Origin of the sequence: Kibdelosporangium philippinense, assembly GCF_021390435.2 — a bacterium.
Classification (GTDB): Bacteria; Actinomycetota; Actinomycetes; order Mycobacteriales; family Pseudonocardiaceae; genus Kibdelosporangium; species Kibdelosporangium philippinense.
This window is the reverse complement of sequence record NZ_JAJVCN010000001.1, coordinates 1,077,790-1,093,113: the sequence shown is the minus strand read 5'-3', so window position 1 is coordinate 1,093,113 and position 15,324 is coordinate 1,077,790. Positions and strand designations below refer to the sequence as shown.

The 15,324-nt window shown below is 66.1% G+C and carries 11 protein-coding genes; 6 read left to right on the top strand and 5 right to left on the bottom strand.

Features of this window, described 5'->3' with window-relative positions:
- Positions 1-34 precede the first annotated feature (34 nt).
- Together LWC34_RS05130 and LWC34_RS57930 are read right to left on the bottom strand one after the other, a co-directional pair.
- Positions 35-544 carry a DUF1269 domain-containing protein gene (locus LWC34_RS05130; RefSeq protein ID WP_233723243.1) on the bottom strand — a complete coding sequence of 170 codons (510 nt, stop codon included), beginning with the start codon at positions 542-544 and terminating at the stop codon, positions 35-37.
- Positions 545-812: 268 nt separating this feature from the next.
- Positions 813-3,362: a winged helix-turn-helix domain-containing protein gene (locus LWC34_RS57930; RefSeq protein WP_233723242.1), complete on the bottom strand. Its 2,550-nt coding sequence runs from the start codon at positions 3,360-3,362 to the stop codon at positions 813-815.
- Between the two features lie 487 nt (positions 3,363-3,849).
- On the opposite strand from LWC34_RS57930, the gene LWC34_RS05120 reads away from it, so the two are divergent.
- From LWC34_RS05120 to LWC34_RS05105, 4 genes are all read left to right on the top strand, one after another.
- Positions 3,850-5,268 carry an FAD-binding oxidoreductase gene (locus LWC34_RS05120; protein ID WP_233723241.1) on the top strand — a complete coding sequence of 473 codons (1,419 nt, stop codon included), beginning with the start codon at positions 3,850-3,852 and terminating at the stop codon, positions 5,266-5,268.
- A gap of 62 nt (positions 5,269-5,330) precedes the next feature.
- A complete protein-coding gene (locus tag LWC34_RS05115) occupies positions 5,331-5,927 on the top strand; it encodes a superoxide dismutase family protein (RefSeq protein ID WP_233723240.1) in 597 nt (198 codons plus the stop codon).
- A 124-nt stretch (positions 5,928-6,051) separates the two neighbouring features.
- Positions 6,052-7,134: an ATP-binding protein gene (locus tag LWC34_RS05110; protein WP_233723239.1), complete on the top strand. Its 1,083-nt coding sequence runs from the start codon at positions 6,052-6,054 to the stop codon at positions 7,132-7,134.
- Positions 7,037-8,047, top strand: a complete 1,011-nt coding sequence (locus LWC34_RS05105) for an alpha/beta hydrolase (protein WP_233723238.1) — start codon at positions 7,037-7,039, stop codon at positions 8,045-8,047. Before LWC34_RS05110 ends, LWC34_RS05105 begins: the two co-directional genes overlap by 98 nt.
- 64 nt (positions 8,048-8,111) lie before the next feature.
- On the opposite strand, the gene LWC34_RS05100 is transcribed toward LWC34_RS05105, so the two are convergent.
- The 3 genes from LWC34_RS05100 to LWC34_RS05090 are packed head-to-tail and all read right to left on the bottom strand — an operon-like array spanning position 8,112 to position 10,436.
- Entirely contained in the window at positions 8,112-8,276 is a 165-nt protein-coding gene (locus LWC34_RS05100) for a response regulator transcription factor (protein WP_233723237.1), read from the bottom strand.
- Positions 8,273-9,154 carry a hypothetical protein gene (locus LWC34_RS05095; protein WP_233723236.1) on the bottom strand — a complete coding sequence of 294 codons (882 nt, stop codon included), beginning with the start codon at positions 9,152-9,154 and terminating at the stop codon, positions 8,273-8,275. The genes LWC34_RS05100 and LWC34_RS05095 overlap by 4 nt, the downstream gene beginning before the upstream one ends.
- Before the next feature lie 22 nt (positions 9,155-9,176).
- On the bottom strand, positions 9,177-10,436 hold the full coding sequence (locus tag LWC34_RS05090) for an ATP-binding protein (protein WP_233723235.1): 1,260 nt from the start codon (positions 10,434-10,436) through the stop codon (positions 9,177-9,179).
- A 240-nt stretch (positions 10,437-10,676) separates the two neighbouring features.
- Here LWC34_RS05090 and LWC34_RS05085 point away from each other — a divergent pair, with 240 nt between their 5' ends.
- Both LWC34_RS05085 and LWC34_RS05080 read left to right on the top strand, forming a co-directional pair.
- Entirely contained in the window at positions 10,677-13,064 is a 2,388-nt protein-coding gene (locus LWC34_RS05085; RefSeq protein WP_233723234.1) for an ATP-binding protein, read from the top strand.
- Between the two features lie 144 nt (positions 13,065-13,208).
- Positions 13,209-15,323 (top strand): ATP-binding protein, encoded by a 2,115-nt coding sequence (locus LWC34_RS05080; RefSeq protein ID WP_233723233.1) that lies wholly within the window; start codon positions 13,209-13,211, stop codon positions 15,321-15,323.
- The last annotated feature ends 1 nt before the right edge of the window (position 15,324 follow it).

The window sequence follows — 15,324 nt, the reverse complement described above, 5'->3', positions numbered from 1 at the left end:
GTCGGCGATCGGCGGGTAGCGGTTCACCGGATTCTCACTTCACCGGCGGGTCGGGTTCCTCGGCGAATGCCGCTCGCAAGGCTTCTTCCTGTTCGTTGGACAGGTTGGTGAACAGCAATTCGGGCTGGTCGTGACCGGCCATCGCCTCCTTTATCTTGTCCAGCACGGCATCCGAGCTGTACAGGAACAACGCCGACGTGCCCGGGGTGACTTGCTCACGAACCCGGGCGATCAGCCTGTCGTCGATGCCGACATCGGAGAACACTCCCACCAGCGCGCCGGTCGCCGCCCCGATCGCCGCTCCGAGCAGAGGCACGAAGAAAATCAGCCCGAACAGCATGCCCCAGAACATTCCGCCGAGCGCACCCCGGCCCGCGAGGTTGTGCAACTGCTTTGTCGCCGGCTTCTTCGCACCTTCCGCCCACGACACGATCGCCGCGTCGTGCAGCTTGATCAGACCCGACGCGGCCAAGGACTCGAGCGTACGCACCGCCTGCCTTGCGCCGTCGGGAGTGTCGAACCGCCAAATGGTCAGCGTGGCCATTGTCTTCTCCTCCTGCCATCACACGTTGGGGCACCCGAGTGTGCGCGGACTCGCTGGGCCGGACGTCACCTCATGAAGGTGGGATGGCCCGCGCACCGGGCTGCACGAAGCGACGAATTCCCATGCCCGAGACGTGCCGTTCGACGGCCGGCACCCACCCCACTGCGGCGATCTCATCCTCAACGGGTGAGGCTCGTGCGTCCCAAGACCACGACACGCGACCGGAGCAGTCCGGTTTGACGCACCGAAGATCCGCGATGCCGATCGATCAGATCAAGCCGAGCTCGCGAGCCGCGACCACCGCCGCGCGCCGGCTGCGCACGCCGAGTTTCGCGTAGACCGAGCGCACATGCGTCTTCACTGTGTTCACGGACAAGGCGAGGTCCGACGCGATCTCGTCGAGCGACCACAGTGACGGAAGTCTGGTCAGTACCGCCCGCTCACGCCGGGTCAGAACGCCGCGTCCGCATACGCCGTGCAAACCGGTGACCGCTTCGCAGACCCGGCTGGCGAAGTCGTCCAGCGGCCCGAAGCCACCCTGTTGATCAGCCAGCAGCCGCCGCACCACCGGCCCGGCTTCGCCGAACGGCCGGATCAACCGCACCGGCTCGGCAAGCGCCAGTGCGCTCTGGAGCGCACATCGCGCCTTGGTCCGCCGCCCCGCGCGAAGCTCGATCGCCGTCTCCAGCAGCAGGGCCGCGACGCGAGTAATCGGAGACAGTCCGGCCCGGGCACTGTCCAAAGCACCGGTCAGCACCCGGGACGCACCCGCACGCCCGGTCTCGGCCAGCGACCACGCCCGCAGCAGGGATACCTCGGCCGTGTCGCCGATCCGGGCCCGCGTCCAGTCAAAGATCTCCCGTGCGTGGGCATAGTGCCCGAGCGCGAGTGCACAAGGGTGCTCAAGGAGCGCGACGGTGGCGACCAGTTCAGGCAACAGGACCACGTCACCGAGCTGCTGGCGTGCCTGCCTCATCCGGTGCGACCCGGTCGAGCGGTCACCAGCGTCGAAACGGGCGGCCCCCTCGACGAAACTGATCAGGAATCGCAGCCTCGGGTCGGGCGCCAGGTGGTTCGCCCGTTCGGCCTGCGTCGCATATCGCATCGCACCAGCCGGATCGAGGTTCAGCAGGCGCGCGAAGGCGAGCACCAGGTAGTCGGTCACCAGCCAGGGCGCCCGGCACCAGCCTCGCTCACTGGCCAGGTCGATGGCCGCCGCCGACGCCTCCGCCATCGCGGGATAGTCGCCACCAAGAGCACAGGCCGCGCCGAGGACCGTATGGCATTGCATGACAAGGTGATCGAAGCCCTTGCCGCGGGCGAGCCGGAGAGCTTCCCGCAGTTCTCGCCTGGCGGTGGCCAGATCCGCGACATACAGCGAAGTCCAGCCGACAGCCATACGCGTCCACGCCTCGAGCGCAGCGCCCATCGACCGCAACCCGTCCGGATACTCCCCCATCAACAGCGCGGCCGAGGGTTTGCCCCGGATGAGCGCGAGATGTGCTCCCACGAGCCAGCGGAGCAACGCCATATCGGTGCTGCACGTGGCAGGCCAGATGGCCTGACTGCCAGCGAAATCCGTCTCCGCCGCGGCCAGGTCACCGCCTGCGAGGTGCGTGAACGCGGATATCAGGGCAAGCGAGGGATCCTCAGTCACCGTATCGTGGCCGACCAGCGCCAGTGCCCTGGTGACCGCGTGGTGCTCGCCCATGAGCAGCAACGTGACGGCATACCGGCGCAGGAGGACCGCGACCATGGCCAGGTCCCTTGCCTGCCCAGCGTGATCGAGCGCTTCCGGCACGCGCTGTTCGGCAGCGAACCATTTCGCGGCGATACCGTGCAGTTCGACAGTCCGCTCCGGCTGGTGCCGGTTGAGGTCAGCTCTCAGATAAGAACGCAGCAAGGCGTGGATCCGGTACCGTTGCCCGCGTACGTCGACGCTCGTCACCAGCGAACTCTCCCGCTCCAGCACATCGAGGAGCACGCCTGCGTCATCCAGCCCGGACAGCGTCGCCGCCAGTGATGGCGACACTTCGTCGCAGATGCTGATCACCCGCAGGAACTCCCCGGTCCGTCCGGGCAGACGCGTCAACACCTCGCCGACGAGGTAGTCGGCCACCGATCGGTCATCGGCGGCGAAGTCCGCGAGGAACTCGTCGCAGTCGGCCGCGTCTCGCAGCGAAAGGGCGGCAAGCCGCAGCCCGGCCGCCCACCCCTCGGTCTGGCCGACGAGCAGCCGCAACTGTTCGTCCTCGAGTTCGATCCCCACCGCGCGAAGCATCGCGGCGGCGTCGTCGAGACCGAACCGCAACCGGTTCGCCCGGATCTCGACCAGGTTGCCCTGCGCGCGCAACCGAGCCAACGGGAGCGGCGGGTCGAGCCGAGTGGACAGCACCAGCCGCAGTCCCTTGGGCGCATATCGGATGAGCGCCTCGACGCCACGCAGTGTCCGCGGTTCCACGATCTCGTGCACGTCATCCAGCACCAGCAGTCGCGGACCGTCCAGCGCGTCGAGGGCGTCGACGATCTCGGCGAGAAATCCCGGCTCGTCGGCCACCGCCGGTCGGCCAAGGTCCCGCAGCGGGCTGTCGTCGGGCACGCATTCGGCCATGGCGCTGAGCACAGCCGACCAGAACCGGCCAGCGTCGTTGTCGTAGCGGTCGAGGGATACCCAGGCCGCAGTGGTATCCGCGACCCAGTCCGCGAGCGCAAGCGTCTTTCCATAGCCGGCCGGCGCGCACACGACAGTGACGGGCACTGCGCCCGCCTGGTCAAGCAAGTGCCGCAACGGCTCTCGCCGGATGAAACTGGCGGGCACCCGCGGTACCGCGATCTTGGTGCGAGGAACACACCACCGCGTACGTCGGGACAGTTCACCAACTCGCGCAGTCTGCCTCATCCCCACGAAAGTAGTTCGCCGAATCCGTTGGCATACCGCCATTAGTTCCCATCACCCGACACTAGTGAGCAAGAATCGTCGCAGATCGGGGTACCCGGTCGCGCCACCGAGCGCACATTCTCACCTGACCAATGACCCACGTGTAGTGGCCCATTTCTGTCATTGACGCGGACTCGCCAGCCAATCGCTTCCTGTGCACTAGTCCTGACGGTATGATCGCCACTTCTTCAGTAGTGGTAGTGGTGTGAAGAATAGACGAATGGGGTCGAATCATGACGACCCGAGTTATTTGTTAGAGCGTTTAGTGAACGTTCTCCGGAGATCGCGGATAGTGCTTACCTTCGGTGGTGCGCGCGTTTGACGGTAATGCCATCCCGGTCGAGCGCCGTATGGGAAGGCGGATCAGATGAGCACCACACCAGCCGGCGTCGTCAACACGCCGTACGAAGGCCTGGCGGCCGCTCTGCGTGGCGATCTCATCACGCCGGGCGACCTCGGGTACGACGAGGCGCGGGCCGTCTACAACGGCATGATCGACAAGCGCCCCGCCGTCGTCGCCCGCTGCCGAGACGCTGTCGATGTCATCGCCTGTATACGTTTCGGCCGTGAACACGACCTCGAGATCGCGGTACGGGGCGGCGGTCACAACGCCGCGGGCCTCGGCGTCGCGGACGATGCCCTGGTCATCGACCTTTCGATGCTTCGCAGCACCACGGTCGACCCCGAGAAGCACACCGTCCGCGCCGACGCGGGATGTACTTGGGGCGATGTAGACCACGCGACCGTCGGGTTCGGCATAGCGACTCCCTCCGGTTTCCTCTCGTCCACCGGTGTGGCCGGGCTGACGCTGGGAGGCGGCGTCGGCTATCTCTCCCGGCGCTTCGGGCTGACCGTCGACAATCTTCTCGCCGCGGACGTGGTGCTCGCCGACGGCACTTTCGTGACGGCCAGCGACAGCTCGCACAGCGACCTGTTCTGGGCCTTGCGCGGCGGCGGCGGGAATTTCGGCGTCGTCACGTCGTTCACCTTCCGCTGCCACGACATCGGTGAACACGGCACGATCATCGGTGGTCCCGTGCTTTACGACTTCGCCGACGCGGCCGAGGTGATGCGCTGGTACCGAGAGCTACTGCCATCGCTGCCGGAGGAGCTCAGCGGCTGGCTCGCGCTGCTGACCATCCCGCCCGTTGAACCGTTCCCCGAGGAGCTCTGGGGCCGCAAGTCCTGTGCCGTCGTCTGGTGCTACACCGGATCACACGTTCACGCCAGCGAAGTGCTCGAGCCGATCAGGACGTACGGCTCACCGCTGCTGGTCGGCCTGCACGACATGCCGTTCACCGTGCTGCAGAGCGCGTTCGACGGCCTCTACCCTGCCGGGCTGCAATGGTACTGGCGGGCGGACTTCTTCAACGAGATCTCCGACGCCGCGATCGACGTGCACCTCAAGTACGGCGAGCGACTGCCGACCGGCCACTCCACCATGCACCTCTATCCCATCGACGGTGCCGCCAGCCGTGTGCCTGGCGACGCGACCGCGTTCGCCTACCGGGACGGCGGCTGGGCCGGGGTCATCGTGGGTGTCGATCCGGACCCGGCCAATGCCGGCGTCATCTCGCAGTGGGCCCGGGACTACTGGCAGGAGCTGCACCCGACCTCGGCCGGTGGCGCGTATGTCAATTTCCTGATGAACGAGGGACAAGACCGCGTCACAGCGTCATACGGCGGCAACTACGACCGGCTCGCCCAGATCAAGGACCGCTACGACCCGGACAACGTGTTCCACATCAACCAGAACATCCCGCCCGCCTCAGGGCCCAGTCGATAGGCCCGACACGGACGGCGCCACATGTCCGCGACGATCACTCGTCTACTCCTTCAGGAGACAGCATGCGCCAACCGCCATCTTCACGAATCATCGCCGTGCTTGCCATTTTCGCCACCATCGCCGCTGGAGCGGCCGCCTCAGCGAGTACCCCCGAGCGCTCGGGCAGTACCGACGCCGAGGCCATCGTCCACGATGTCACTGGCGAAGTGCTTGGCACCGTCAGGTTTCACCTGTTCCACAGCAAGACCTTCGTCGGCGGCAAGCTGACCGGGCTTTCCCATGGATTCCACGGGTTCCATGTGCACGCCGTGGGTATCTGCGACCCGAACGCCACCGATCCCAGCGGCGTCGTCGTGCCATATCTGTCGGCCGGCAGGCACCTCGACGTCGAACACGTTGGCCACCCCCGGCACACTGGCGATTTGCCATCGCTCTACGTTTCCGCCAACGGCACGGCCACAACCGCCACCGAGAACGACAGACTCACCGCGGCAGCGCTCTTCGACGCCGACGGCAGCGCGATCATCATTCACGCACTGCCGGACAACTTCGCCAGAATCCCCACTCGCTACTCAGCTACCGGCCCAGACGCCGAGACCTTGGCAACCGGAGACTCCGGTGGCCGGGTGGCATGCGGGGTGATCGTCCCATCGCACTAAGCCAAAACAGCGCGGTTGCCACCGGCCCGAGGACGACACATCTCGCCTTCGCCAGGCAGTAGGCCGCGATGCGGTGGCTGGGAACGACGATGGTCCTCCCCAGCGGCGGACCGAGGAAGCGAACATGGTTCCAGGACGAGAACAGGGCAACTTGCCAGCCGACGTCTCGAGCTTCATGGGTCGCCGAAGCCAGATCGACGCGGCGAGAAGGATGCTGTCGGAGACGCGGCTGCTGACCTTGACCGGTGCGGGCGGGGTCGGGAAAACCCGGCTGGCGCTACGCATCGCCCAGCAGGTGCGCCGGGCGTACGAGGACGGTGTGTGGCTGGTAGAGCTGGCAGCACTGGCACAACCTGAACTGCTTACCCAGGTCACGGCTGCCACGCTGGGAATCCGCGATCGCACGCGCCGTCCGCCGCTCGACGTGCTGGTCCGTTACCTTGCGGACAAGCAGATGCTGTTGGTACTGGACAACTGCGAACATCTCATGGACGCGTGCACCGCCTTGATCGGTCAGCTGCTGCCCACGGCCGCAGGGCTGCGAATCCTGGTGACCAGCAGACAATCGCTGGGCATTCCGGGTGAACACATCCTGCGGGTGCCCTCGCTGTCACTGCCCGCGCCCGGCCACACACCACAACTCTCGAAGGTCTCCGACTACGACGCCATCACGCTGTTCACCGAGCGCGCGGCGACGGCCTGCCCGACCTTCACCGCCGACCCCGGCAGCCTCGTCACGGTTGTCGACATCTGCCGACGGCTCGACGGGCTCCCGCTCGCCATCGAACTGGCCGCCGCACGAATGCGGACGCTGTCCGCCGAGTGCCTTCTGGAACGGCTGGACGACTGGATTCTGGTACTCGCCAACAGCAGCGGATCCGCCCCACCGCGCCACCGCACCCTGCGGGCGACCATCGACTGGAGCTTCGGCCTGTGTCCCACGCATTCTCACCAAACTCGGTCTGTCCTCACGCACCCAGATCGCCGTGTGGGCCGTCGAACGGACACTCCCCACTGCCTGAAACGTCACCGCCATCGTCGTGGTGCCGTGCGACTGTTCAACCAAGCAAGGAAGGAAGCGGAGGCTCGTGAGCAAAACCTCGAGAGCCATGTCCACACGCATCACAGTGTTGGTTGCCGTAGCGGCATTCCTGCAACCCAGCAGCACCGCGGTCGCTGGAATGGGGCAGACGTGTCACGAGGCTGACGTCCCGGTGACCACGTCGACCGTCACCGGCGCCATTCACGGCAGGCTGTGCCTGCCTGCGGGACCTGCTCCCAACACAGTGCTGGTGCTGGTGCCGGGCGCCACCTACAACTCGTCCTATTGGGACTTTCCCACCGCACCGGAGATCTATTCCTTCGCCAAGGCGATGACCAACGCCGGCTATGCGACGTTCTCCCTCGACCGCCTTGGCACCGGCAGAAGCACCCGGCCGCTCAGCGTCCAAGTGACCGCGCTGATCGAAGCCCAAGCCGTGCACGGCGTGATCAAGGCACTGCGGGCGGGAGATGTCGCTGATACTTCCTTCGACGAGGTCGTCATCGGCGGACACTCGCTCGGCTCCGGCATCGCGATCATCGAAGCGGCGACCTACCACGACGTCGACGCACTGCTCGTCACCGGCCTGTCGCACATGGTCAACATCGTCAACACGTTCCTGCTGTTCTCGGTGTACACACATTCGGTGGCGCTGGATTCCAGGTTCCCGGACCATGACCCCGGCTACTTCACGACAGTGCCCGGAATGCGCACCAAGGCCTTCCATTCACCGGACACAGTGGACCCGCGGGTGGCAGCGACTGACGAGGCACTGCGGGACACCGCGTCGTACTCCGAAGTACCAGACTTCGTCGCGCTCGGAGTCGTCACACCATATTCAGCGCTGATCCGTGTGCCCGTGCTCATCGCCATCGGTGAGCGCGATCCTTACTTCTGCGGACTCTTGCTTCCCGTCTGCTCGCAAGTGGCGCTGGCAGTACGAGAGAAAGCGTATTACCCGTCGGCACCGTCGCTGCACACCTACGTACTGCCGACCGCTGGACACTCGATCAATCTCAACCCGGACACCGCGCTGGTGCACGCCGCCGTCATCGACTGGATCAACTCGGTCACGTAATTGACGCGTCCACACCTGACGCGCCAGGCCGCGACTGGCCGGTCCGGAAGCGCAAGAGACCGGTTCAGTCTTGGTCTTGTCCGCGTTGCTGGGTGATCCACACCGCGATGTGGGTTCGAGTGGTGAGGCCTAGTTTGGCCAGGATGCGTTCGACGTGGCCTTCGGCCGTGCGTTGGGCGATGAGCAGTCTGGCGGCGATCTCCTTGTTCGTCAGGCCTTGCGCGATCAACTCGGCGACCTGGAGCTCCCGGGTGTCAACGCCTGCTGACCGGCGCGGGTATCGGCTGCCACCCCGGCTGGGGCGGTGGCGGGTGCCTGCTCGTTCACCAGGTCCGTCAGTGTCTGGTCGAGATCGACGTTACGGGCTGCCCCCGACTCGAAGGCGACCTGAAATGCCTGCGCGCCAAGCGTCCGCAGTGCCTGCCGGACACAGGCCTGATGCGGCTGCAGCCAGCTTTCGGAGCCGAACAGCACCTTCACGCCCGCGTCCCGCCACGCCCGGCTGGCGAGCCCGAGCAGCCAGGCAGCGCGCTCGTCCGCGTGCTGTGAACCGGCGATCCAAGCCAGCAGTTCCACGAGCAAGGCCCGTCCGCTGCTCTCTTCGTCATGCCCAAGTTTGACGCGGAGGCTCGCCATCGCGTGGCCGGTGGCCTCCACCAAATGCCCGGCAAGCCATTCCGCCATGGCCAGCGTGTACCAGGCAAAGCCTCGGATGGCCGGTTCGCGCTGGGTGTCCGCGATCTGGACGGCCTGCTGTGCCAACTCGACCGCTCGTCCCGCATCGCCGGCGAGTGTCGTGGCCTGCGCGTGCATGCAGTACGCCATGATCGTTTTCGTATCCTGCCGCCCGGATCGCTCGAAGAGCTCAACGCATCTGGTGAAGTAGACGTCGGCATTGGCCGGGTCATTGCTGTTGAACGCGATAGTCGCCTTGGTCAGTAAGGCTGTCCCCAGCAGGTAGTCGTCGTCCAGATACCGCGCCAGAGCCATGGCTTTCCGGCTTCGGATGGCAGCGAGGGACAGGTCTGCGCAGACGACCGCCAGGAGAGTTCCGGTCCACAACAACTCGATCCGGTCCGCCGCGGTGAGTGAGCCGATCGCCAGCACTCGCTGGAGCCACCGGTGCCCTTCACTGTTGAAGCCAAAATGCCAATAGTATTGCAGCGCAATGGCAAATCGCGCCGCGATGTCCGCGCCCTGGGGGTCGCTCAGGCTGAACTCCAGAGCGGAACGCAAATTCGCGTGCTCGAGTCGGGTCGTTGCGAACACCCGCGGTTGGTCCGTGCCCCGTCCAGTCCTCGGCGAATCGCTCAGCCACCCCGAGGAAATAGTGCTGGTGCCTGCGCCGGAACACCGGCTTCTCGCCCGCCTCGACCAGCTTGGCCATCCCGAACTCGCGGAGCGTCTCCAACATCCGGTACCGCACCAACGACCCGTTGTCCTCGCAAATCAGAATGGACTTGTCCATCAGGCTGTGGACCACGTCCAACGGCTCGTCCGCCAGCGACACCTCCCCGGCCACCGCTTCGGCCGCGTCGAGCGTGAACCCACCCCTGAACACCGACAACCGCGCCCACATCGCCTGCTCCGCGGGCGAACACAGCTCGTGACTCCACTCCACCGCCGCCAGCAGCGTCCGCTGCCGCGACGGCCGCCCGGAATGCCCATTGCGCAGCAACTCGAACCTGTCATCGAGGCGCCGCAGGATGTGTTCCACCGACAAGGTCCGCACGCGTGCCGCGACCAGTTCAATCGCCAGCGGTATCCCCTCAAGCAGCTGACAGATCGCCGTCACGACCGCCAGGTTGGCTGGCCCCACCTCGAACCCCGGATCGACCGCCGCCGCCCGATGCGCCAGCAACGTGACCGCGTCATCAGCATCCGCCACCCGCGTCGCCGACGGTTCCGGCACCGGCAACGGCCGGACCGCAAGCAAATGCTCCCCGTACACCCGCAGCACATCACGGCTGGTGGCCAGCACCCGCACCCCGGCAGCAGCCGTCAGCACCCTGCTGACCAGCTGCCCACAAGGCCGAACGAGATGCTCACAGTTGTCCATCACCAGCAGCAACGACCTGTCGCGAAGAAACTCCACCACCCTGGCCATGGGCTCAGGCCCCACATCACGCAGCCCCAACTCCGCGGCTACCGTCTGCGGCAGCAGACCGGGATCCCGCAACTCCTCCAACTGCACCACGTGCGCCCCATCGGAAAACGCCCGCATCACCGTCCGGGCAGCCCGCAACGCCAGCCGGGTCTTGCCCACACCACCAGGTCCGATCAACGTCAACAACCGGCCAGCCGTCAGCAAATCGCGCGCCTGCGCGAGTTCTTCACGCCGCCCGACAAAACTCGTCGACTCAGCGGGTAACAATCCGAGCGGGGCCATCACCGATCAGCCTCCCGGCACACGGACCTCGTTGCACACGAGGAAGTCCGGCCACCCGTGGCGCCAACCTAACACGCCGATCCGACACCACTACCCACCCAGGTTGGGGAAGGCGGCTCGGCATCGACGATGGTCCGAGTAACGCCGGACGAGGCGGTAGCCGTCGTTGGCGGAGTCTCGCCACTGGCTACCAGCTGCCATCGCGCACCGCGCTCGCTGAGCCCGCCGACGTTACCGTGGATGATCTCGGATGGCGTGCCATCGACGTCGAAGTTCCGGTGTGAGGACGGTATGCCGGCCGCCGAGCGGAGCAAGAGTGGGCACCTGCCCAAGGAACAGACCAGTTTCGTCGGGCGTCGACGTGAAATCGCCGACGTCAGGCAGGCGTTGTCCTCCTCGCGCGTGGTGACGTTGACCGGCGTGGGGGGCGTTGGTAAAACCCGGCTGGGGTTGCGGGTGGCGGCCAGGTTGCGCCGGGCGTTCGCCGACGGGGTGTGGCTGGTCGAACTGGCCGCGTTGCAGGACCGGACGCTACTGGAACGGACGGTCGCGGACGCTGTGGGGATTCGTGATCGGTCCGCGCGGTCGCCGCTGGAAGTTCTGGTGGGTTATCTGCGGGACAAGCAACTGTTGTTGGTACTGGACAACTGCGAGCACCTGGTCGACCGGTGCGCGGGGCTGGCGGCCCAACTGCTCCCTGCCGCGCCGGGACTGCGGATCCTGGCCACCAGCCGACACGCGCTGTCCACACCCGGCGAACATATTCACGCGATACCGCCGCTGCCGCTGCCGGACCTGGACCGGACGCCGCAGGGCAAGCAAGTCGGCAACGAGGCGATCCGGCTGTTCGCGGAGCGAGCGGCTCTCGTGCGGCCCAGCTTCAAGGTCACCGCGAACAATTACCCGACGATTGCCCGGATCTGCCGTCGGCTGGACGGGCTGCCGCTGGCGATCGAGCTGGCCGCGGCGCGGCTGCGCACGATCTCGCCAGAGCAGATCCTGCACCGGCTGGACGACCGGTTCCGTCTGCTGCACGAAGAGAGCCATGCGGTGTTGCCCCGTCATCAGACGCTGCGGGCGGTGGTGGACTGGAGCTACGAGCTGTGCTCGCCGCTGGAGCAGACGCTGTGGGCTCGGGCGTCGGTGTTCGCCGACGGGTTCGACCTTGACGCCTTGGAAGCGGTCTGTGCCGACGACGGCATCGACCGCGACCAGGTGTTCGAGCTGATGGCCGGGCTGGTGGACAAGTCGATCCTGGCCAGGCACGACCAGGATCATTCCGCCGAGGCGCGGTACCGGCTGCTGAACACCATCCGCCACTACGGACTCGACGCACTGCGCGCGACTGGGGAACAGCTGGTGCTGCGTCAGCGACACCGGGACTACTACCTGGATCTGGCCGAACGCGGCAAGGCCGAATGGTTCGGCCCTGCCCAGCCGGAGGTGTTCGCCCGTACCCGCCGTGAGCACGCCAACCTGCGGGCAGCCTTGGAGTTCTGTCTGAGCACACCTGGCGAATCCCAGGCCGGGTTACGCCTGGCCGGGGCACTGCACTTCTACTGGCGCAGCTGCGGCTTCCTCGCCGAAGGGCGCCAGTGGCTTGACCGGGCACTGATCCTGGACACCGAGCCCAGCAGGACACGGGCTACCGCGCTGTGGACCAACGCCCATCTCGCCGTCCTGCAAGGAGACCTGCCCGCCGCCACGGCCATGGCGCAAGAGTGCTGGAACTGGGCCCAGTCGCGGAGCGAGCCAACCACACTGGCGTACGCCATCTGTATCCAGGGAAGCATCGCCTGGTTCAGCGGCGACCTACCGCACGCGCAGGCCCTGTTGGAGGACGCTCTTGCGCGCTTCGAGGCCCTCGGCGAACTGAGCAGTACTGTAGTCACAGCCTACGGAATCCTTGTCGTGGTGGCTGTTTTCCAGGGGGACCTCGCGCGCGCCGTCACGCTGGGCCAGCACGCCCGCGCGCTCTGCGAGAGATACGGCGAGCAATGGGGGCGGGCCAACGTGCTCTACGCCCTGTCTCTCGCCGAATGGGTAACGGGCGGAGTGGCACAGGCCAGCATGCACGGCAGGGAGGCTCTGCAGGGGATGCGAACGGTGAACGACACCTACGGCACAGCGATGCTCATCGAATTGCTGGCCTGGGTCGCGGTGGGAGCCGCCGAGTGCGATCGGGCCGTGGTGCTGTTCGGCGCGGTCCACCAGATCTGGCCCCTGGTCGGCGGCGCGCCCGTATTGGGCTCCCGGCACTACCTCGCCACGCACGAGGCGTGCGAACAACAGGCCCGCCGTGCCCTCGGCGACCGCGCGTTCCAGGCCGCCTTCGATCGTGGCACGAAACTCGACATGGATCAGGCCATCGGCTACGCCCTCGGCGAGCAACCCCCGCCCGCCACCCCGGCGGACGCCACGAGAACACCGCTGACCCCCAGGGAACAACAAGTCGCCGACCTCGTCGCGCAAGGACTGTCCAACAAGGACATCGCCGCCCGGCTGGTGATCGCCCAACGCACCGCCGAAGGCCACGTCGAACACATCCTGACCAAACTCGGCCTCACCACACGCACACAACTCGCCGCATGGATCGCCACACACCCGCAACCACCGGAAGATCAGTAGCCGTAGGCGCACCCCTTGGCGTGTAATCGCCGCTGGCGCGAACGCGTCGCGGCTCCACGTTCACCGGACACCAGGCGATGCACACAATGAGGAGCATGCGTGACGCCTACTTACTTTCGCCATGGGTGGTAACGGGAGGCAACGGTGGCACGGACGCAGAAGAGCAATCTGCGACCAGAGACGAGCAGCTTTGTCGGGCGTCGATCGGAGATCGCCGCGGCCACGAATCTGATGATGTCCGATGCGCGGTTGGTGACGTTGACCGGTGTTGGTGGTGTGGGTAAGACGAGGTTGGCCATGCGGGTGGCCGAGCAGGTGCGGCGGGGGTTTGTGGATGGTGTGTGGTTCGTGGAGTTGGCGGCGTTGCAGGATTCGGCGTTGCTGGCACTGACCGTGGCCGACGCGTTGAGGGTCCGCGATCATTCCGCTCGCTCCCCACTGTCCGTCCTGGTGGACAATCTCTTGGACAAGCAGTTGTTGCTGGTGTTGGACAGTTGCGAGCACGTGCTGGACGAGTGTGCCGAGTTGGTGGCGAAGTTGCTGGCCGCGGTCCCTGGGTTGATCGTGCTGGCGACCAGTCGCCATGCGTTGCGTATCCAGGGCGAGCATATTTTCCCGGTGGCGCCGTTGCCGTTGCCGGCTTTGCACAATGGGCCGCTTGGCGATGCTCTGGCGTGTAACGACGCGGTGAGTCTGTTCGTGGAGCGGGCAAGAGCCGCGGCGCCGCAGTTGCGCGTCGATGCTGACAGCCGGGCAATGGCCGCGCTGATCTGCCATCGGCTGGATGGGCTTCCGTTGGCCATTGAGATGGCGGCGGCGCGGTTGCACTTGTCGACGCCGGAAGAGCTTCTGCGGCGGCTGGATGATCGTTTCCAGCTTCTGGTAGGGGGCAGCCGTTCGGAACTACCCCGTCATCAGACGTTGCGCGCCGCGATTGACTGGAGTTATGCGTTATGCAGTCCGGATGAGCAGGTTTTGTGGGCGCGGGTGTCGGTGTTCGCCGGAGGGTTTGATCTCGAGGCCGCGGAAGCGGTGTGCGCGGGGGATGGCATCGAGCCGGACCGCGTGATGGATCTGGTTGGCGAGTTGGTGGACAAGTCGGTGCTGGTCCGGGAGTGGCATGGCGCAAGGGCTCGGTTCCGGATGTTGGACACCGTCCGGCACTACGGCCTCGATTACCTGTCGTCCATCGGGCACAGGGCGGAGTTGTGCCGCAGGCATCGGGACTACTACTTGAGTTTGGCTGAGCGCAACGAGCGGGAGTGGTTCGGTCCTGGCCAGCCGGATATCTTCGAGCGGACCCGATTCGAGCACGCGAATCTTCGTGCCGCGTTGGAATTCTGCCTGAGTTGCCCGGGTGAGACACGGGTCGGTCTGCGCCTGGCGGCAACGTTGTGGTTCTACTGGGCCGGGTGTGGGGTGCTTGGTGAGGGAAGGTATTGGCTGGATCGGGCATTGAGCACGGACACACGGCCGAGCCAGGAACGCGCCAAGGCGTTGTGGGTCAACGGATACGTGTCGACGGTGCAGGGTGACGGGACGTCGGCGGTCACGATGTTGAAGGAGTGCCGGGCCTACGCCCTGGAGGCGGGTGACGAGGTCGCACTGGCTTACGCCACCCATCGGCTGGGCTGCAACGCGCTCGTCGGCGACGACCTGCACACCGCACAGGAACTTTTCGAGGAAGCCCAGACGCAGTATCTGCATCTCGGCGAGATGAACAGCAACGTGATGATGGCGTGGGTCGAACTGGCGATCACCATGGTCTTCCGCGGAGACTTCGATCTGGCCGACGCGATCTGCCAGGAAGCCTGTGCGATCGGGAGGGAACACGGCGAACAGTGGGCCTACGCCTACGCGATCTACACACAAGCCGTGGCCGCGCTGAGCCGCGGCGAGTATGACCAGGCGACCTCCTTTGGGCGCGATTGCTTGCGCATCAAGCGATCCTTCAACGACCTGCTGGGAATCGCCGTCGCCATCGAAGTGCTGGCGTGGACCGCCGCCGCACAGGGAACGTCGTACCGAGCCGGTGTCCTGCTCGGCGCCGCCGCGGAGATCTGGCCGTCGGTCGGCTTTCCCCTGTTCGGTTCCAAGTACTTCGGCGCTCCGCACCTGCAGTGCGAGACAAGCGTCCGCTACACCCTCGGCGACACCGGGTTCGACGCCGCCGTGCACAGCGGCATGGCGTACACCCTCGACGAAGCCATCGCATACGCGCTCAACGAAGATCCTGCCACTACGCCGCCACGCCGCTGAC